Annotated in this window: 16 protein-coding genes; 7 read left to right on the top strand and 9 right to left on the bottom strand. The window is 47.4% G+C overall.

The window, feature by feature from the left end:
* Positions 1 to 17: 17 nt before the first annotated feature.
* From murD to NI467_RS00230, 4 genes are all read right to left on the bottom strand, one after another.
* Complete coding sequence (gene murD, locus NI467_RS00245) at positions 18 to 1,364, bottom strand: UDP-N-acetylmuramoyl-L-alanine--D-glutamate ligase (RefSeq protein WP_253150258.1); 1,347 nt, start codon at positions 1,362 to 1,364, stop codon at positions 18 to 20.
* A gap of 162 nt (positions 1,365 to 1,526) precedes the next feature.
* A complete protein-coding gene (locus tag NI467_RS00240) occupies positions 1,527 to 1,775 on the bottom strand; it encodes a DUF6587 family protein (RefSeq protein WP_253150257.1) in 249 nt (82 codons plus the stop codon).
* 57 nt (positions 1,776 to 1,832) lie between these two features.
* On the bottom strand, positions 1,833 to 3,689 hold the full coding sequence (locus NI467_RS00235; protein WP_253150255.1) for a ferrous iron transporter B: 1,857 nt from the start codon (positions 3,687 to 3,689) through the stop codon (positions 1,833 to 1,835).
* Positions 3,686 to 3,946, bottom strand: coding sequence for a FeoA family protein (locus NI467_RS00230; protein WP_151204046.1), 261 nt, complete (start codon positions 3,944 to 3,946; stop codon positions 3,686 to 3,688). Before NI467_RS00230 ends, NI467_RS00235 begins: the two co-directional genes overlap by 4 nt.
* Positions 3,947 to 4,120: 174 nt before the next feature.
* Here NI467_RS00230 and xerD point away from each other — a divergent pair, with 174 nt between their 5' ends.
* The 4 genes from xerD (at position 4,121) to thrC (ending at position 8,576) form a co-directional block, all read left to right on the top strand.
* Positions 4,121 to 5,038, top strand: coding sequence for a site-specific tyrosine recombinase XerD (xerD, locus tag NI467_RS00225; protein WP_253150245.1), 918 nt, complete (start codon positions 4,121 to 4,123; stop codon positions 5,036 to 5,038).
* Positions 5,039 to 5,137: 99 nt separating this feature from the next.
* On the top strand, positions 5,138 to 5,950 hold the full coding sequence (locus NI467_RS00220; protein WP_174660381.1) for a DsbC family protein: 813 nt from the start codon (positions 5,138 to 5,140) through the stop codon (positions 5,948 to 5,950).
* Between the two features lie 124 nt (positions 5,951 to 6,074).
* Positions 6,075 to 7,379, top strand: coding sequence for a homoserine dehydrogenase (locus tag NI467_RS00215; protein ID WP_174660382.1), 1,305 nt, complete (start codon positions 6,075 to 6,077; stop codon positions 7,377 to 7,379).
* 57 nt (positions 7,380 to 7,436) lie between these two features.
* Positions 7,437 to 8,576 (top strand): threonine synthase, encoded by a 1,140-nt coding sequence (gene thrC / locus NI467_RS00210; RefSeq protein WP_253150243.1) that lies wholly within the window; start codon positions 7,437 to 7,439, stop codon positions 8,574 to 8,576.
* A 108-nt stretch (positions 8,577 to 8,684) separates the two neighbouring features.
* Here the strand turns inward: thrC and NI467_RS00205 are convergent, their stop codons facing one another.
* Complete coding sequence (locus NI467_RS00205; RefSeq protein WP_253150242.1) at positions 8,685 to 9,734, bottom strand: serine hydrolase; 1,050 nt, start codon at positions 9,732 to 9,734, stop codon at positions 8,685 to 8,687.
* Positions 9,735 to 9,954: 220 nt separating this feature from the next.
* On the opposite strand from NI467_RS00205, the gene NI467_RS00200 reads away from it, so the two are divergent.
* Genes NI467_RS00200 through NI467_RS00190 form a run of 3 tightly spaced genes read left to right on the top strand, consistent with a single transcriptional unit; the run spans position 9,955 to position 13,608 of the window.
* Positions 9,955 to 10,590, top strand: a complete 636-nt coding sequence (locus NI467_RS00200; protein ID WP_151204052.1) for a response regulator — start codon at positions 9,955 to 9,957, stop codon at positions 10,588 to 10,590.
* An 18-nt stretch (positions 10,591 to 10,608) separates the two neighbouring features.
* Positions 10,609 to 12,171, top strand: a complete 1,563-nt coding sequence (locus NI467_RS00195; RefSeq protein ID WP_253150240.1) for a PAS domain-containing sensor histidine kinase — start codon at positions 10,609 to 10,611, stop codon at positions 12,169 to 12,171.
* Positions 12,172 to 12,189: 18 nt separating this feature from the next.
* Positions 12,190 to 13,608: a sigma-54-dependent transcriptional regulator gene (locus tag NI467_RS00190; protein ID WP_374982187.1), complete on the top strand. Its 1,419-nt coding sequence runs from the start codon at positions 12,190 to 12,192 to the stop codon at positions 13,606 to 13,608.
* Here the strand turns inward: NI467_RS00190 and NI467_RS00185 are convergent, their stop codons facing one another.
* The 4 genes from NI467_RS00185 to lptF form a co-directional block, all read right to left on the bottom strand.
* A complete protein-coding gene (locus NI467_RS00185; protein WP_253150238.1) occupies positions 13,609 to 14,784 on the bottom strand; it encodes a S41 family peptidase in 1,176 nt (391 codons plus the stop codon).
* A gap of 26 nt (positions 14,785 to 14,810) precedes the next feature.
* A complete protein-coding gene (gene gpmI / locus NI467_RS00180) occupies positions 14,811 to 16,358 on the bottom strand; it encodes a 2,3-bisphosphoglycerate-independent phosphoglycerate mutase (protein ID WP_151204056.1) in 1,548 nt (515 codons plus the stop codon).
* 123 nt (positions 16,359 to 16,481) lie between these two features.
* The gene (gene lptG / locus NI467_RS00175) at positions 16,482 to 17,552 is read right to left on the bottom strand and encodes an LPS export ABC transporter permease LptG (RefSeq protein ID WP_151204057.1); all 1,071 of its coding nucleotides are present in this window, start codon (positions 17,550 to 17,552) and stop codon (positions 16,482 to 16,484) included.
* Positions 17,553 to 17,554: 2 nt separating this feature from the next.
* Positions 17,555 to 18,655: an LPS export ABC transporter permease LptF gene (gene lptF, locus NI467_RS00170; RefSeq protein WP_253150236.1), complete on the bottom strand. Its 1,101-nt coding sequence runs from the start codon at positions 18,653 to 18,655 to the stop codon at positions 17,555 to 17,557.
* Between the last annotated feature and the right edge of the window lie 126 nt (positions 18,656 to 18,781).

Raw genomic sequence — 18,781 nt, 5'->3', positions numbered from 1 at the left:
ACCAATCCTTATTATTCTTAATTGAGTTCATTCACATAGGTTACAAATTTGCGACCACGCTCCGGATAGCCCGAGAACATGTCAAAGCTTGCACATGCAGGAGACAATAACACGACATCATGAGCCTGAGTGTGCTTTTGACAGATTTCAACCGCCTGCTGCAAATTATCAGCATGTCGCAGCTCAGTGGTGCCGGCAATCGCCTCTTCAATCAGAGGACGATCTTCTCCAATCAGCACCGCAACCTTGGCATATTGGGATAAAGAATCTCGCAGGGCTTTAAAGTCCTGTCCTTTGCCTTGCCCCCCTAAAATGATGGCTACTTTACCGCCCTGAACTTCAATCGCCGCCCCCAGTCCGTCTAGGGCAGCCTGCGTGGCGCCAATATTGGTGCCTTTAGAGTCATTATAATAACGTACCCCATGCACTTCTTTGACGAACTCACAGCGATGCTCTAAGCCTTTAAAGGTTTTAAGCGTTTCAAGCATGCTATCCAGCGGCAGACCGATCGCTTCCCCCAAAACCAGACACGCCAAGGCATTGGCAATGTTATGTGTTCCCTGCAGATACATCTGGGAGCTTTTCAGCAAACGTTCACGGCCACGCGCCAGCCAGATGGTGCCATCTGTCTCTTTGAGAATACCGTACTGATTCATATCGGGTGCATTCAGGCCAAAACTTTGCATGGGTGTGGTACCCGGAACCAGCGGACGCGTCAGAGCATCATCGCGGTTAAACACCACTTTTTTTGCCCCTTGAAAAATACGGTGCTTGGCGGCGTGATAGCCCATCATGTCACCATGACGGTCCAGATGATCTTCACTCATATTTAAAACCACCGCCACTTCAGCATTTAAATTGGAGGTAGTTTCAAGCTGGAAGCTTGACAATTCAAGGATATACAGCTCAGGATCATCTTGGATCAGGTCCAATGCCGGACGGCCAAGATTGCCTCCTACGGCCACCTTTTTACCGGCATCAACTGCCATGAGGCCAATCAGCGTGGTAACGGTACTTTTTGCATTGGAGCCGGTAATTGCTACTATAGGCTTGTGAGTTGCACGGCGTAAAATCTGGATTTCACTCACCACCGGAATACCCTGTGCAATTGCAGCCTGGATTTCCGCAAGTTTTGGATCAAGTCCCGGACTGATAATGATTTCTTCAGCCGACAGTAAAAGTTCCTGGTCAAAATGACCAAAGCTGGTCTGTACCTCAGCCGGAATCTGGTCATGCCCAGGCGGAGTCGTTCTCGAATCTGTTACTGCAACGCGGTAGCCTTGGCCATGTAAGAAGTTGACGGCTGCAACACCTGAAATTCCGAGTCCTGCAACGACTTTAAGTCCACCACGTTGTATTAACATTTTTGCCCCATTTTCTGGTCTATTTTAAAACTGACGAAATGGTAGCACTTTGCTGTTTTGAATGCTTTTTCTGTTTTGACTTTCTACGGTATTTTTTGTGTCAGTGCGTAAAAAAACCGTCATGCGCATGACGGTTTTTTGAAATCTACAACAATAGCGGCTTTATTTCCATTTGACCGCCTGGGCATCAGGCTTGTTGTGCTTAGTTTGTTCAGATACCGGGCAGGCACAGTTGCCACAACCACTGGCCATTGCAGGTTGCAGCCACTTGGCCAGACGTTCCCAGCCTTTGGCTGCACAGGCACCCGACAGTTTCTGAAAAAACGAGCGCGACGTATTCGGAAATACTTTCTTAAACACCACCAGCGTGCTCCAGAGCACCAGTACCGCTACAATTAAAATCTCAATCATTTCAGTCTCCCCTTCGCATCATAAGCTCAAGCATTTCGAGCATATGCCCGATCCGATTTAGCCAAAATAATGTGAAGCGATTTGGTAGGTCAGGAATGACATGAAATATGCCAGACCAAACAGGTAAATAGTCATGATACTGACCGTTTTCCAGGAACCGGTTTCACGTTTAACCGTCGCCAGGGTAGCCAGACAGTGTGGTGCATAGATAAACCAGACCAGTAAGGATAAACCGGTTGCCAATGACCAGCCCAAGTCTCCACCGCTACTGATCAGCGAGGCCAGTCCCTCAGACATCGCATCTTCATCCACTGCCGACAGGGCATAGACTGTCCCCAGGGCGGCAACGACAACTTCACGCGCTGCCATGGCCGGAATCAGGGCAATACAGATCTGCCAGTTAAAGCCCAGTGGCGCAAAAATCGGTTGCAGCACATGCCCCAGCATTCCGGCAAAGGAATAATCAATCGCAGGTAGGGTTGCATCTGCTGGTGGTTGCGGGAAAGTACACAGGAACCAGAGCACCACGGACAGCGCAAAGATGATGCCCCCTACACGTTTCAAGAAGATTTTGCCGCGGTCTACTAAACCGATCCAGACGTTTTTCAGGTCAGGAAAACGGTAGCTGGGCAGCTCCATCAACAGCATGTGCTGAGATTTATCTTTATAGAAAAATTTCAGTACAAAGGATACCGCCAGTGCGCTCACAATCCCCGCCATATACAGGGCAAATAACACCAGCCCTTGCAGGTTCATAAAGCCCCCTACCGTTTGTTCAGGAATAAACGCCGCAATCAGCAGTGCATATACCGGCAAACGTGCCGAACAGGTCATCAATGGTGCAACAAAGATGGTGGTGAGACGGTCACGCGGATCACTAATGGTGCGTGAAGCCATAATCCCGGGGACGGCACAGGCAAAGCTAGATAACAAGGGAATAAAAGCACGGCCCGAAAGACCGGCCTTAAACATGAGTTTATCCAGCAGAAAAGCTGCGCGTGGCAGATACCCGGATTCTTCCAGCACCAAAATAAAGAAAAACAGAATCAGAATTTGTGGCAGGAACACGATGACCCCGCCGGCACCCGCAATAATCCCATCCACCACCAGGCTATTCAGTAGCGGATGAGCAATATAGGCGCCCAGAAATTCGCCCAGCCAGCCGAAGAATGCTTCAATTCCATCCATGAAAGGTGCAGCCCAGGCAAAAACCGCCTGAAACACCACAAACATCATGAGGGCCAGGCTGAGCAGGCCCAGAACTGGATGCAGGAAAATCTTGTCCAGAAAGTCGGTGCGCTTATCTTCCTGATCCACATAGTTGACCACATCTTTCAAAATGGTCGCAACCTGTTGATGACTCTCACCACTTAAACCACTTAGTTCCGTCTGGGGTGTAGAAAACTTGCCCTGCTCCAGCACATTTTTCAGGTTTTCAATTCCTGAATTACGTACGGCAACCGTTTCAACCACCGGCACCCCCAGACGTTCAGACAATTTCTGGGTATTGATCTGCATCCCACGACGGCGTGCTTCATCCATCATGTTCAGCACGACCAACATTGGCCGGCCAAGCGCGATCATTTCCAGAACCAGTCCCAGATGCAGTTTCAGGTTAGTTGCATCTACCACACATAAAAAGGCATCTTGATGCGCTTCTTCAGCAATTTTTCCCTGTACCACGTTGCGGGTAATTTCTTCATCCGGACTGGTAGCATCCAGACTATAGGTACCAGGTAAATCTAAGACACGTACCGCCTGACCTGAAGCTAGCTGAAAATTTCCAACCTTACGCTCAACTGTTACCCCGGCATAGTTGCCGACTTTTTGACGTGATCCAGTTAAGTGATTGAATAATGAAGTTTTACCACAGTTCGGATTTCCAACAAGCGCAACACGCAAAGTATCACTCATGCTGAAACTCCCTGTTCAATTTCAATTTTAGCTGCTTCCGATTTACGTAAAGCAAAACGTGTAAAGCCGACCTGAATCAGGATCGGGTCTCCTCCGAAAATACCTTTGGTAATCACTTGAACCTGTGTGCCCGGTATAAAGCCTAAAGTCTCCAAGCGGTTTGCAACCACATCATGAGAGGCTTGCTGACTGTCCATCGTTCGATTGACTTTTCGAATGATGGCGGTCTGTTTTGCTTTTAAATCTGACAAACGCACCGTGAAAATTCCTAAACCCTTTCGCACAGTATACAAACAAATGAGAATAATTAACAAATAAGATTCATTACTTTTCGATTTATTATGCGATGACATCGACACACCAGTAAAATTAAACTACAGTGCAGCATAAGCGTCAGAATTATCAAAGTTTAAACTACGACCCTCGCCATCATGCTGAATAAAAAACCCCGTATTCCTGCGCCTGTGCAGATTCCTGATCAATATAGCTTTTTACAAGGTTTCCGGGATTATCTGATTGCGCAGACCGTCAGTCCACATACGCGTAATGCCTACCTGTCCGATCTGCTACAGTGTGCCGACTGTCTCGCCAAACCTTTACCAGAATGGACACATGACGATATTTCCGAGGTTCTGGTGGCACTCACCAAACAGCAAAAAAGTCCGCGTTCGATTGCGCGCTGCTTATCTGCCTTGCGTTCTTTTTATAAATTTCTACGTGAACAGAAACTCAGAAGTGATAATCCGGTTGCTGGCCATAAAACCCCTAAATTAGGTCGAGCCTTGCCCCAAGATCTATCCGAAGCCGATGTTGAAGCCTTAATTCATGCCCCCGATACCAATACTGCTTTAGGTCTGCGCGATCGGGCCATGTTTGAGGTTTTGTATGCTTGCGGTTTACGGGTCACCGAACTGATTAACCTGCGTCTCGAGCTGATTAACCTGAAACAGGGCTATTTACGTATTGTCGGCAAAGGCAATAAAGAGCGTCTAGTGCCGATGGGACAAGTGGCCTGTGAATGGGTCGAGACCTATCTGCAAGATGCCCGTCCGCAACTCTATAAGACGGCTACTGATTACCTGTTTCTGACCCAGCATGGCGGGATCATGAGCCGGCAAAACTTCTGGTATGCAATTAAGCGCTATGCTTTGCAGGCCGGAATTCAGGCTGAGCTATCGCCGCATACGTTGCGCCATGCCTTTGCCACCCACTTACTCAATCATGGTGCAGACTTGCGGGTGGTGCAAATGCTGCTGGGGCATAGCGACTTGTCTACTACCCAGATTTATACCCATGTCGCGCAGATCCGTATGCAGCAATTGCATGCCACTCACCATCCACGGGCCTAGACACAGCTGTAAACAGAAAAACCAAGAAGTTTGACGTGTTCTGGTCTTTTTTTGTTATGCTACTGCTCTGTTTTTAGACCAAGAAAAAAAGGGTTATTTATGACATTTGCCCGTACCAAACTTTTTATCGCATGTGTACTTGCTAGCGGTTTAGGACTCAGTGCATGTTCCAATTCCGACAATGAACAAAAAAAGCAGGACAATCTGACCGCAAGTGCACCAGCGACGGGCGAAGCCTCTACCCTGAGTGAGCGTAATGCACAGCAGCGTCTGCTTTCAACGCTTGAAAAGCATTTTAAAACCGCAGGTATCAGTGCCAAGATCACAGATATTAAAGCCACTGAAGTTCCTAATCTGTCCTGGGTCAGTCTGGAAGGGATGGCACCAGTATATGTAACAAATGACGGCAAATACCTGATTCAGGGCGATGTCATCCGTCTTGGAAGCAAGCAGCTCTACAATGTCAGTGAAAACCTGCAAGCCGGCGTCAATCAAAAAATCCTGGCCGAACTGGAAACCAAAGATCTGCTGGTCTATCCTGCCAAGACCAAAACCAAGCACGTGATTTATGTATTTACCGATGTCAGCTGCCCGTATTGTCATAAATTCCATGAGCAGATGGATGAAATGAACAGCAAAGGCATTGAGGTGCGTTATATTGCCTGGCCACGTGGAGAGCAGCATATGCCAGCCATGGAAGCCATCTGGTGTAGCAAAGACCGTCATGCCGCTTTTGATCAAGCCATTGCAGGCGGACAGATTCCATCGGCATCCTGTCAGAACCCTGTGAAAGACCAATATCAGATGGGTCTGAATATGGGCGTCAATGGTACACCGGGCGTATACAGTGCTGAAGGGGTTTATCTCGGGGGCTATATGAGTACATCCGAGTTATTAAAGCGGCTTAAATAACTAATTATCATGAGTTATTTTACTTTATTTTATAGATAAAGATATTCTGGAATGACCCTAGAGTCAGGCGTTTTTTTTAGCTATGATCTAGAGTCGTAAAAACTGTTTATATTTGGAGTGTGACGTGAAACCAGTTCGTCTGGCAATCCTCGGTCTTGGTACTGTGGGTGGTGGTGCCCTTAAACTATTAAAAGAAAATGCTGCTGAGATTAAACGTCGCACCGGTCGTGAAATTCAAATTACCCATGTCGGTACGCGTCGCCCACGTACTGACCTGGACTTGCCTGAATCAGTCAAGCAGAGTGCTGATTTGCTGGACATTGTCCGTCAAGCTGATGTCGATGTGGTGGTGGAAGTCATGGGCGGTATCCACCCTGCCTATGAAGTCATCATGGAAGCCATGAAACATGGCAAGCATATTGTCACAGCCAACAAAGCCCTCTTGGCTGAACATGGAAATGAACTCTTTAAAGCAGCTGAAGACAATGCCGTACAAATTGCCTATGAGGCTGCGGTTGCTGGTGGCATTCCGATTATCAAAGTGATTCGTGAAGGTCTGGCAGCCAATAAAATTGACTGGTTAGCAGGTATTATTAACGGTACAGGCAACTTCATTTTAAGTGAAATGCGGGAAAAAGGTCGTGCCTTTGCCGACGTACTTAAAGAAGCACAAGAACTCGGTTATGCTGAAGCTGATCCGACCTTTGACGTAGAAGGGATTGATGCGGCACATAAACTGACAATTCTTGCTTCATGTGCATTTGGTATTCCGCTCCAGTTTGACAAGGTTTTTACTGAAGGAATCAGCAAAATCACGGCGCAAGACGTCAAGTATGCTGAAGACCTGGGCTTTCGTATTAAACACCTCGGGATTGCACGTCGTACAGAAGCAGGGGTTGAGCTGCGTGTACATCCAACCCTGATTCCAAAAGAAGAACTGCTGGCCAATGTCAATGGCGTGAAGAATGCGGTACTGGTACATGCCAATGCAGTAGGCCCAACGCTATATTATGGTGCTGGTGCGGGCGCAGGCCCAACTGCATCTGCGGTGATCGCAGACGTTGTTGATATTGTACGGGATATTTCCTATACCGAAGATGGTGCGGGTACCATTCCGCAACTGGCTTTTGAAAATCTGACCGATCTGCCGATTTTAAGCCGTGAAGAAATGACCACTGGCTATTACATCCGGATCAATGCCGAAGACCAGATGGGTGTACTGGCTGATGTCACCACGATTTTAAGTCGTGCTGGAATCAGTATTGATGCCATCTTGCAACAGTCACGCTTAAAAGACCTGATTCCAATCGTGATCCTGACTGATCCAGTCAAGGAAGCAAAAATGGATGACGCCTTAAAACAAATTCAAGCGCTTCCTGCTATTCATGGCGAAATCGTACGAATTCGTTTAGAATCGTTGGATAACTAATCGGGTTGGGAGGAGCCTCTCCTCTCGCCAAGCTCTACACACAATTGGAACATCATCATGTCGAATGCCAATCGTTATACTGGTTTAGTTGACCGCTATCGCGACCGCTTACCAGTGTCTGCAACTACTAAAGCCATTTCTTTGGGTGAAGGTAATACGCCACTGATTAAGCTTGAGAATATTCCACGCATTATTGGCAAAAATGTTGAAATTTATGTGAAGTACGAGGGCTTAAACCCGACTGGTTCATTTAAAGACCGTGGTATGACCATGGCAGTCACAAAAGCTGCTGAAGAAGGTTCAAAAGCCATTATTTGTGCTTCTACGGGGAATACCTCTGCTGCCGCTGCTGCTTATGCAGCCCGTGCTGGCATGAAAGCCTTTGTATTAATCCCGGAAGGCAAAATTGCCATGGGTAAAATGGCGCAAGCCATGATGTATGGTGCGATTACCATGCAAATCCGCGGTAACTTCGATGACGGTATGCGTCTGGTCAAAGAAATTGCCGATAAAGCCCCAGTAACCATCGTTAACTCGATTAACCCGTACCGTTTACAGGGCCAGAAAACCATTGCTTATGAAATTGTCGATGAACTGGGCCGTGCACCTGACTACCACTGCCTGCCAGTCGGTAATGCGGGTAATATTACCGCGCACTGGATGGGCTATACCGAAGCCGTTGCCAACCAGCCTGCAGATCAGTTTGAGCAAGTGATTTATGATGCTGAAACGGATCAGTTTACAGGTCCAAAACCGGCAGGCTTGCCAACTATGGTAGGCTACCAGGCTTCTGGCGCAGCTCCATTCCTGCGTGGTGCACCTGTTGCTGATCCTGAAACGGTTGCAACAGCAATCCGTATCGGTAATCCACAAAGCTGGAACCATGCCAAAGCAGTCGTACGTGATTCTCAGGGCTGGTTCGACGAACTGGAAGATGTAGAAATTCTTGAAGCCCAGCGTTTACTTTCTATGTATGAAGGCGTATTTGTAGAGCCTGCTTCTGCTGCGTCTATTGGTGGTGCAATCCGTGACATCAAGGCAGGTAAAATTGCTGAAGGTTCTGTGATTGTCTGCACAGTGACTGGTAATGGCCTGAAAGACCCAGATACCGCAATCAAGCAGTGTGCTGATGCGGTGATGCTGTCGATCGATGCTACATTAGACCAGGTTCGTGATTCGATTCTGTCTAATATGTAATTAAATAAAATAAATAAAAAACCCTGCATGTGCAGGGTTTTTTATTGCTGGATCATTTAATCTGAGGTTTAACTTATCACAGGTTCGAGCTTCAGAAATAGCCAAGCTTTAGATCCGTTTTGGTAAACTGCTCACCCAGGTCATCAGACGGGTAGCATCATTGGTACGTGCCTGGGAGCTGTTTGCACCCAACAGGACCACTGCAACCGGACGGTTGTTCAAAGTGGTATGCATCACCACACAGCGTCCTGCTTCATTAATGAAGCCGGTTTTGGAAATATTGATATTCCAGCCACCATTACGCACCAGCGCATTGGTATTGTTTGACTTCAAGACGCGATAACCCAGATTGAAATCATAGCTTGGTGTAGTCGAGAACTGACGGATCAGTCCATATTGTGAAGCGGTATTCACCAGAATGCCGAGGTCACGCGCAGAGGCAATATTTCCAGGATGCAAGCCGGTGGATTCTAAAAAGCGGGTTGAGTACATGCCCAATTCTTTGGCCTTGCTGTTCATTGCCGCAACAAATGCACTACGACCACCCGGATAGGTACGTGCCAAAGCTGCCGCAGCCGGATTCTCGGACTTCATCAAGGCAAATAGCAAAGCTTCGGCGCGGTTCATGCTGTCCCCTGCTCTTAAAGACGAGCTGGAGCTTTTACAGCCTGAACAGGAAAAGTCAGCTTGCTGCAAGGTAATTTGTTCAGACATATTCAAACGCGCATCTGAAATCACCACAGCAGTCATCAGCTTGGTAATCGAAGCAATTGGAAGAGCCGTATTGGTGTTTTTACTATAAAGCACCTCTCCGGTTTGAGCATCCATGACCAAGGCCGCACGCGCATTCACGCTAGGCTGGCTAATATTATGATTGGTATCCAGAATCCGAGGACTTTTTGCAGCCGGCTGAACACTTCCCCCATGACGCAAGGTAGTGGTGATGGTCGCTGAGCCTGCCGGGCTAGGCTCTTCTGCAGCCACACTAAAGTCGTCATTCAGCAGCTGGTTTACTTCATCTGAAGACCAGCTGATACTACTGGCTCCGCCCTCTGCCGTACCGGAACGCATAATGATTTCAGCAAAGCTTATCGAACTTATGCTGAGCAACGTAGAAAGTCCCAATACCTGCATCAAAGACTTGTTTATTTTCTTCACTATTTCTTCACTCAACTAACCAGAGGTAAGATTGATTTGCGTATTACCTCTAATATGCCTTACATTTGAACACAATGCAGAACATTTTTTGTTCTGGACACTATGTGATAAGTTTCAGATTTAATCTTGCAAATAGGATTGCTAATTTTGTAGTTTCATTGCAAGCTTATTTTGCTTTATGTAACAAAAAAATGAGTTTTTTAACAGAGGGAGAGACTAGGTGATCACAGTGTTGGTTGTGGACGATCATGAATTAGTACGTACTGGGATTTGCAGAATGCTGGAAGACCATGCGGATGTCCAAGTCATTGGACAAGCTGAATCAGGTGAAGAAGCAATTACGCTGGTCCGTCAACATCATCCTAATGTCGTTCTGCTGGATGTGAATATGCCCGGGATTGGTGGGGTAGAAACCACACGTCGTTTGCTGCAAACTGCACCTGACACCAAAGTACTGGCTGTCAGTGGTCTGGCAGAAGAACCTTATCCTTCCCTGTTACTTAAAGCCGGGGCCAAAGGCTACATCACCAAAGGTGCTCCTGTACTGGAAATGGTTCGTGCCATCAACAAGGTAATGCAGGGCGGTAAATATTTCAGTGCCGATATTGCCGAGCAGCTGGCCAGCTCATATCTGTCAGATACCCAGCAATCGCCTTTTGATGCGCTCTCTGAGCGGGAAATGCAGGTGGCGATGATGGTGGTCAATTGTATTAGCGCCCAGGAAATTGCCGATAAACTCTTTGTCAGCGTTAAAACTGTCAATACTTACCGTTACCGTATTTTTGAAAAGCTCAATATTGACAGTGATGTCAAACTGACCCACTTAGCCATGCGCTATGGCCTGATCAAGCCCTAGTTTTAAAAGTCGGTCCATATGGAACCTTCTCACTATTCACAGCTCAATCAATATCATCTGGGGCTCTGGTATGGTGCTTATCGTCTGATTATCAGTACCGGTCTGCTGCTGATTTTTCTGCTGACCTATCCGAACCTGACAGCCGACTATCAGTATCCACAGCTCTATTATTATGCGCTGGGGATCTGGGTGGCGGTGAACGCGGTTCAGCTGTTCACGCTCAAATTTGTCCGGCGCTGGATTCAAGCCCAGTTTATTCTGATCTTTTTTACTGATGTTAGTGTACTCAGCCTATTAACCCTGGCCACCAATGGTCCGAATCTGCATATCGGGCTATTGTTTGTCATTGCCATCTTTTCAGCTTCGCTGCTACTGGATGCTCATAAGGCCTTAGTTATCACACTTATTGCTGTAATTAGTGTGATTTATCAGCATTTTATTGGCAGCATTTTTGCTTTTTCTTCCTTAACCAATATCGGGAATAGTGCATTACTCGCTTTCCTGTTTTTTGTGGTCTATGGCAGTGGCCAGATCGCGGTCCGCCGCTTTCAAATTCTGGAGAATCTGAGTTTTTCCCAATCTCTTGAATTGTACCAGTTACAGAATATTAACCGCTATATTCTCGAGCAGATTGAAACCGGTTATCTAGTTCTGGATGAAAATTATCATGTGGTGCTGAGCAATCCAGCTGCCTGTCATCTGCTCGGCATAGAGCCTGCCTATAGCCAAGAACGATTTTCACTCTATCATTCACAATATGACCTGTTTGAGTTGGTTCACTTTGAGAATCTGGAAAATGGGGAACAGTTTCAGTTCGAGTCCCAGCAAAGTCGCTATAACATTCATGTACAGGTACAAAAACTGATCGTTCCGCATCAGACTTTGATCCTGCTAGTTTTACAGGATGCGCAAAAGTTAAATCAAAAGGTGCAGCAATTAAAGCTTGCTGCGCTGGGACAACTTTCGGCCAGTATCGCGCATGAAATCCGGAACCCTCTGGCTGCCATTGTACAGGCCAATGACCTCTATCAGGATTCAGAAAAAGAACAGCAGCATCTCCTGAACCAGATGATCAGCCGGCAGGCCAATCGGATTGACCGGATTATTCAGGACACCTTGAGCATGGTGAAAAACAGGGAAACGCATCCTGTCATGATTCATCTGAATGAATTCATTCCACTGTTTCTTCAGGAAGATTTAGCCGATGTGGCTGATCAGATTCAGTTGAATAGCGATACGTCTCTTTATATTCAGTTTGATGAAGCCCAATTCCGTCAGATTCTGATTAACCTGATCCGTAATGCCATCCGGCACAATGCTGCCGATGCCGACCATATTCAATTGAATATTCATCCTTATCAGCATAAAGTATGGATTGATATCCGGGACTTTGGCACCGGTGTCGATGTACCGGATCAGGCGAAGTTATTCAAGCCTTTTTATAGCACCGCAATTAACGGTACCGGACTGGGACTGTATTTATCACATAGTTTTTGTGAAGCAAATCAGGCACAATTAAATTATATACAACAAGAACAAGGCGCATGCTTTCGCATTAGCTGCCAACGAATGATACCGTGAATATATTGAAAGGGGAAAATTGTGGAACAACAACCACTGGTCTTATTGGTGGATGACGAAGAGGATCTCTGTACCCTCATGCAGATGTCCTTGATGCGCATGGGAATACGTACACATATTGCTCACCGGCTGGAGGATGCTAAACAGCGCCTTACTGATCACCAGTATGATGCCTGTCTGACTGATCTGAATCTACCGGATGGCAATGGCCTGGAATTATTGCACTGGATTCATCAGCGCTGCCCTGATCTGCCTGTGGCTGTACTGACCGCCTATGGCAATATGGAAATCGCCATTGCGGCCCTCAAAGCAGGCGCTTTTGACTTTGTCAGCAAGCCGATCAACCAGAAGCATCTGGAACAGTTACTACAAAAAGCACTTAATAAACCAGTGGATTATGATCAACATAATGCCAATGATTCACTAGAATATAAGCTACTGATTGGCCAGTCTCTGCCCATTCAGCAGCTACGTGTCACTTTAAAGAAAATTGCTCGTTCTCAGGCGCCGGTTTTTATTACAGGAGAATCCGGTACCGGCAAGGAAGTAATTGCAAATCTGGTGCATCGCCTCAGTAATCGCAGTGAAGGGCCTTTTATCGCCATTAACTGTGGTGCGATTCCAACTGAACTGATGGAAAGTGAGCTGTTCGGACACAAAAAAGGCAGCTTTACCGGTGCCACCCAGGACAAGCAAGGACTGATCCAGTCTGCGCATGGTGGCAGTCTGTTTCTGGATGAAATCGCCGAATTACCTTTGAGCATGCAGGTCAAACTGCTACGCGCCGTTCAGGAAAAACGTATTCGCCCCTTAGGTTCAGATACTGAAATTGATGTCGATTTTCGGGTAATCAGCGCCAGCCATCAGGATCTGGATGCTCTGGTACAACAAGGCAAATTCCGTCAGGACCTGTATTTCCGGATTCATGTCATGGATCTGGTCCTGCCGCCGCTACGTGAACGCGGTCAGGATATTCTGATTTTGGCTGAGCACTTTATCCAGAAAATTTGCCAGGAATGGGATATTCCGGTGAAACCACTTTCTGGGCGCAGCAAAGAGTTTTTACTGGGCCAGTATTATCCAGGGAATGTGCGTGAATTACGCAATATTATCGAACGGGCCATTACCTTAAGTGATGAGGACAGGATTGATCTGCAACACCTGCAAAGCGCTCCTCTGCGCCATACAGCGCCTGTCCTGCAAGAGTCGACAAGCCATGCTGAACTTGCTTCTTCAGATCAGATTATTATTCCCAGAAAGCTGCCTGAAGAAGGTCTGGAATTATATTTAGAGAAAATCGAAAAAGAAGTTCTGCTGAACGCACTGAACCTGACCCACTGGAACCGCACCTTGGCTGCAAAAAAACTGGGCATGTCCTTCCGCTCTCTGCGTTACCGCCTGAAAAAATTCGGACTGGATATCGAGGAAGAGGACTAATTATTTTTGCAGGAGCAGCAGGTCTGCGACATGATCCAGATAGCTCTCCTCACGTACTTCGGGACCAAGCGGATAAGTCAGATGCGGCTGGATACCCAGCCCTTCAATCATCCGGCCGCTCGGGCTGAAGTATTGGGAGACGGTCATTTGCAAGGCCGCACCATTACTAAGTGGAAACAGCTTTTGTACCACCCCTTTGCCATAGCTTTTCTCACCCACCACCCAGGCACGGCCGTGTTCTTTTAGGGCTGCGGTAAAAACTTCTGCGGCAGAAGCAGAGCGGTTATTAATCAGAATACCAACTTTCAGATTCTGAAATTCAAAGCTTGGTAAGGCCTGAAACTGCTGATTTCCTTCCGAACGGCTTTTGGTCGAGACAATAATGCCTTGATTAAGAAACAGGTCTGCTGATTCTACTGCGGCTGAAAGCAGGCCACCTGGATTATTGCGCAGATCAAACAGGACGGCTTTTAGACGGCTTGCCGGATAGCTTTCAATAATCCGCTGGATTTCATTCGCGGTATCCTGCTGGAATACCTTCACTTGCAAGACCAGCACCTGATTATGATGCAGACTGGATTTGATTTCTGTATCTACCTTGATATTGCGGACCAGCCTGATGACCGGACTTTGTGCCGATAGCTGGATGCTCAAGGTAGATCCAATTGCACCGCTCAGCAATTGCCGTACCTGTTCACGGTTCAGGCTGCTTAAGGCCTGATCATCAATCTTGTAGACGGTGACACCATTACGCAGGCCCTGTTTGGCAGAATCTGCATCTGGCCTAAGGCCGTGTACTACCCATTGCTTGAGCTGGGAATTAAATTCCAGATCAAAATCGATACTGGCTAAATCACCTTCGGTGTACTGGCGCAGCTGTTGGTAATCTTCGGGAGATAAATAACGTGAATAGCGGTCCAGACCACTGACCAGACCCTGAATAGCTTGCTGAAACAGGGCATCATCATTTTTGTCTTCAATATAATTATCTTTGACAATGCCATAGATTTGTACAAATTCTTGAATGGAGGCTACCGGAGTTTCCGCATAAGTCTGATGGCCCATTTCCATATCGTCAAATGCCGGCGGCTCTTGCGGGCCGGCACTCCAGACGGAATGACTCCAACACATTAAGAAGCATGCGAGAATTACAGACTTGCCCCGTGTTTTAATCATTCTTATCCCTGTATATAGACTAAAAATTATGCATGCAGCTCAATCAGGTTACGCCCCTGCATTTCAGCCGGAACCGGAAGCTGCATCAGGTTGAGTAAGGTCGGCGCCACATCTGCCAGTACGCCGCCTTCAATAATCGTTGCAGAGCTTGGACCGACATAGATAAACGGAACCAGCTCAGTGGTATGCTGGGTATGTACCTGACCACTGTGATAATCCTGCATTTGCTCTACATTACCATGGTCTGCCGTGATGATCATATGGCCATTTTTCGCCATAACAGCGGCATACACACGCCCCAGACAAGTATCTACGGCTTCAACCGCTTTAACGGCTGCATCAAATACACCCGTATGGCCTACCATGTCACCATTTGCATAGTTCACCACCAGTAAATCATATTCACCGGAGTGAATGGCTGCGACCAGTTCATCAGTCACTTCATAAGCGCTCATTTCTGGTTTTAGGTCATAAGTCGCTACGTTGGGTGATGGAATCAGGATACGTTTTTCACCCGGATATTCATCCTCACGGCCACCGCTAAAGAAGAACGTCACATGGGCATATTTTTCAGTTTCAGCAATACGCAACTGGGTTTTTCCCAGATTTGATAAATACTCACCGATTGAATTCACCAGCGCTTCTGGCATATAGGCAACCGGTGCATCAATGGTGGCCTGATAACGGGTCAGCATCACGAATTTTGACAGGCTTGGCAGCACTTGACGCTCAAAACCGGCAAAATCTTTTTCGACAAAGGCACGTGTTAATTCACGGGCACGGTCCGCACGGAAGTTCATAAACACCACGCTGTCACCATCCTGAATTTTCACGCTGTCACCAATACGTGTAGCCTTGACGAACTCATCCGATTCCTCTGCGGCATAGGCAAGTTCTAGACCTTCGACGGCAGTCGTAGCAGTACGCACCGCTTCACCTTCGGTCAGCAAACGATAAGCCTGCTCGACTCGATCCCAGCGGTTGTCACGATCCATGGCAAAATAACGACCGATCAGGCTGACGATACGGCCTTGGCCCGGATATTGAGCAAACAGTGCATCAAGTTTTTCCAAAGAAGGCTGCGCGCTCTTTGGTGGCGTATCACGGCCATCCAGAAAGGCATGCAAATAGACTTGGGCACCACGTTTCAGTGCCAGCTCAGCCATCGCGACGATATGATCTTCATGAGAATGCACCCCACCTTCAGACAACAGGCCCAGAATATGCACCGCACCCTGGCTTGCTTTGGCCTTTTCCACGGCATCGACCAGTACTTCATGCTCAAAGAAAGCGCCTGTCCGGATATCTTTGGTAATACGGGTAAAGTCCTGATACAGCACCCGGCCAGCACCCAGATTCATATGACCGACTTCAGAGTTACCCATCTGGCCATCCGGCAGACCTACGTCTTCACCAGAACCGGAGATCAAACCATGCGGATGCTTGTCCTGTATAGCAGTTAGATTTGGTCGTTTAGCTGCTAAAAACGCATTGTCTTCGACCGCTTCGCGATGACCCACACCATCCATAATCACCAAAACGTGAGGGATTTTGCCAGCAGTTGCATCCGCCATAATGAAATACTCTTTTCGCCTACGAATTAATCGCCATAGTTTACAGAATTTTGTAAAAAGAGGCCATGACTGGAGATGGTTCAAGCCGCTTGTTACAATTGATTCGTTCTATTTTCCTGCGTCTTAGCGTGCCCGATGCAGGAGATAGCCGCCGATTCCAAACATGATCAGAATAGGAATAAAGACAAACCATGCCGGAGATGGTGCATAGACCAGACTGGCATAACCCAGAAAGTCCTGTAGATAGAAAAAGCCGAGACCGGCAAACAAGGCAATCACCAGACGGAAACCCATGGATTGCTGGCGTAGCGGCCCGAAGATAAAGGAACAGGCAATCACCACCAAGGCAATCAGGGCAAACGGTGAACCCAGTTTTTGCCAGAATGCCAGCTGATACGTCTTGGGCACCTGACTATATTCATGCATATAACTCATAAAGCTTACCAGCTGGCTGGGTGCCAGATCTTCAGGGTCAATTGTCACCATATGCACATATTTCGGCTGTAATGCCAAGGCCAATGACTGTTCAGCATTGTTAACCAGTGTCGCATTGCCATTCGCGAGAATGTCCATCTGCTCGGTATTTTTCAGCTCCCAGGCGCCATCTTGTATAAAACGGCCGGTGCTGGCATGCAGGGTTCCGCGCAAACGATAGTTTTCATCGAAATCCAGCATCTGCACATTGCTGAGCTGGCCTTGCGAGTTGGCATAATTAATATAGATAAAACGCTGGCCTTCGCGGGTCCAGTAGCCGCGGACTTCTCCCAGCTGTGCTGCTTTCTGGGAATTTTTGACCATTTTGGCCTGTTCGTTGGTATACGGAATCACCCACTCACTTAAGGCAAAAGACAGAATCACCAGCAAAAGTGCTGAACGCATGACCCAGCCCACGATTCGCCACAGGCTGACGCCGGCGGCGCGCATCACAATCAGTTCACTATTGGATGCTAATGTCCCCAGGCCCAGTACCGCTCCAATCAGGGCTGAAATTGGCAGAATTTCATAAAGATAATTCGGTGCACCCCATAAGACATAATACAGAGCCTCCTTGGCTCCATACCCTTCTTTTAAGGAACCCAGCTCACCCAGATAGGTAAACAGAACCTGTAAACCGGAAAGTACTGCGGTGGCTCCTAGCATGGCCATAGCGGTGGTATAGGTCACATGTTTGGCCACTATACGACGTGCGAACATTGTTAAGACCTCACTCGCTGAATCTGTTTCTTAATTTTAGGAGCCAGCTTCTGCTTACGCGAGAACAGTGCCCCACCCACCGCATAGGCCAGTAGAATCAGAGGATAAGCTGCGATGCCCATTTCATTTTTACTGATCCGGGTTTTGACCGCCATCAGGGCTACAATCAGACTGGCAAAAATCATCAGTGCCGGAAAGAGTTTGAGATAACGCCCCTGACGCGGACTGACCTCAGACAGACCCACCGCCAGAATCAATGCAATCACCATCGCAAATGGAACAAAAATCCGCCAGCCGAGTTCGCTGACCACGACCGGATCATCACGCTTCTGCCACAACTGCGATGTTGGTAAAGCCTCGACTTCATCACTGGCCAGTTCTGCCTCTTTATCATTTTCAATCCGCAGACGATAGCTGGCAAATTCGGCATGTGTATATTGCGGAGTCCCCGGGTAGATTTCATAACGGCGCCCCTGCACCAGATCGACCACATTCGCAGAATCATTGGGTATTTCTATTCGGGTCGCTTCCTGGGCCAGAATCATGACATCCGGCTTGCCTTCTTTTTCCGCATGCTGATAGAAAAAAATATCTTTTAAGTTTTTCCGGTCTTCCGATAAATCCCCAGCATAGATGGTATAAGGCCCCGAAGATATAAACTCTTTGGGTCGCACCAGATCAAAGCCGGTACGTACCGCCTGACTGGTGGTTAAGGCCTCAAACTGGCGAATTCCCCAAGGCGAAGCCCATAACATTAAAAAGCCCTGTGCCATCACATAGACCAGTGTGAGCGGAATCAGTAAACGCGCCAGCTGATGCCGGCTGATGCCGCTGCCATTCAATACTGCCATTTCATGATCGACGTAAAGACGCCCAAAGACCAGAATCAGGCCGATAAAGAACCCCAAGGGAAGAATCAGGGTTAAGAATTCTGGTAAGCGATAGCCAATGATGCTAAACAGGATGCCTGCATCCAGACGGCCCTGAGCAGCTACACCAAAATACTTGATCAGTCGTCCCCCCATCATAATGAGGGTCAATAAGGCAATTACCACCAAAGAGGTCGATACTACTTGCTTGACCAGATAACGCCGAATAATCAAATTAATTCTTCCAAATTGAAGTCCATAAAATGGGTGCTAGTTTACCCGAATAGCAAAAATATAAAACCTGAGCTGTCATTCCCATTGAAAATCTGTTGAGATAAATGGTTCAATGATTGAATGATT

The sequence above is a fragment of the Acinetobacter sp. S4397-1 genome, from assembly GCF_024129285.1.
GTDB lineage: Bacteria > Pseudomonadota > Gammaproteobacteria > Pseudomonadales > Moraxellaceae > Acinetobacter > Acinetobacter lwoffii_C.
Note: the sequence above shows the minus strand (reverse complement) of the source record. Positions and strands in the feature narration are given on the sequence as shown.

Coding starts and splice junctions, on each gene's coding strand:
- NI467_RS00185 (WP_253150238.1), bottom strand. CDS start 14,784: ATGATTAAAACACGGGGCAAGTCTGTAATTCTCGCATGCTTCTTAATG.
- gpmI (WP_151204056.1), bottom strand. CDS start 16,358: ATGGCGGATGCAACTGCTGGCAAAATCCCTCACGTTTTGGTGATTATG.
- xerD (WP_253150245.1), top strand. CDS start 4,121: ATGCTGAATAAAAAACCCCGTATTCCTGCGCCTGTGCAGATTCCTGAT.
- NI467_RS00195 (WP_253150240.1), top strand. CDS start 10,609: ATGGAACCTTCTCACTATTCACAGCTCAATCAATATCATCTGGGGCTC.
- NI467_RS00220 (WP_174660381.1), top strand. CDS start 5,138: ATGACATTTGCCCGTACCAAACTTTTTATCGCATGTGTACTTGCTAGC.
- thrC (WP_253150243.1), top strand. CDS start 7,437: ATGTCGAATGCCAATCGTTATACTGGTTTAGTTGACCGCTATCGCGAC.
- murD (WP_253150258.1), bottom strand. CDS start 1,364: ATGTTAATACAACGTGGTGGACTTAAAGTCGTTGCAGGACTCGGAATT.
- NI467_RS00240 (WP_253150257.1), bottom strand. CDS start 1,775: ATGATTGAGATTTTAATTGTAGCGGTACTGGTGCTCTGGAGCACGCTG.
- NI467_RS00235 (WP_253150255.1), bottom strand. CDS start 3,689: ATGAGTGATACTTTGCGTGTTGCGCTTGTTGGAAATCCGAACTGTGGT.
- lptG (WP_151204057.1), bottom strand. CDS start 17,552: ATGTTCGCACGTCGTATAGTGGCCAAACATGTGACCTATACCACCGCT.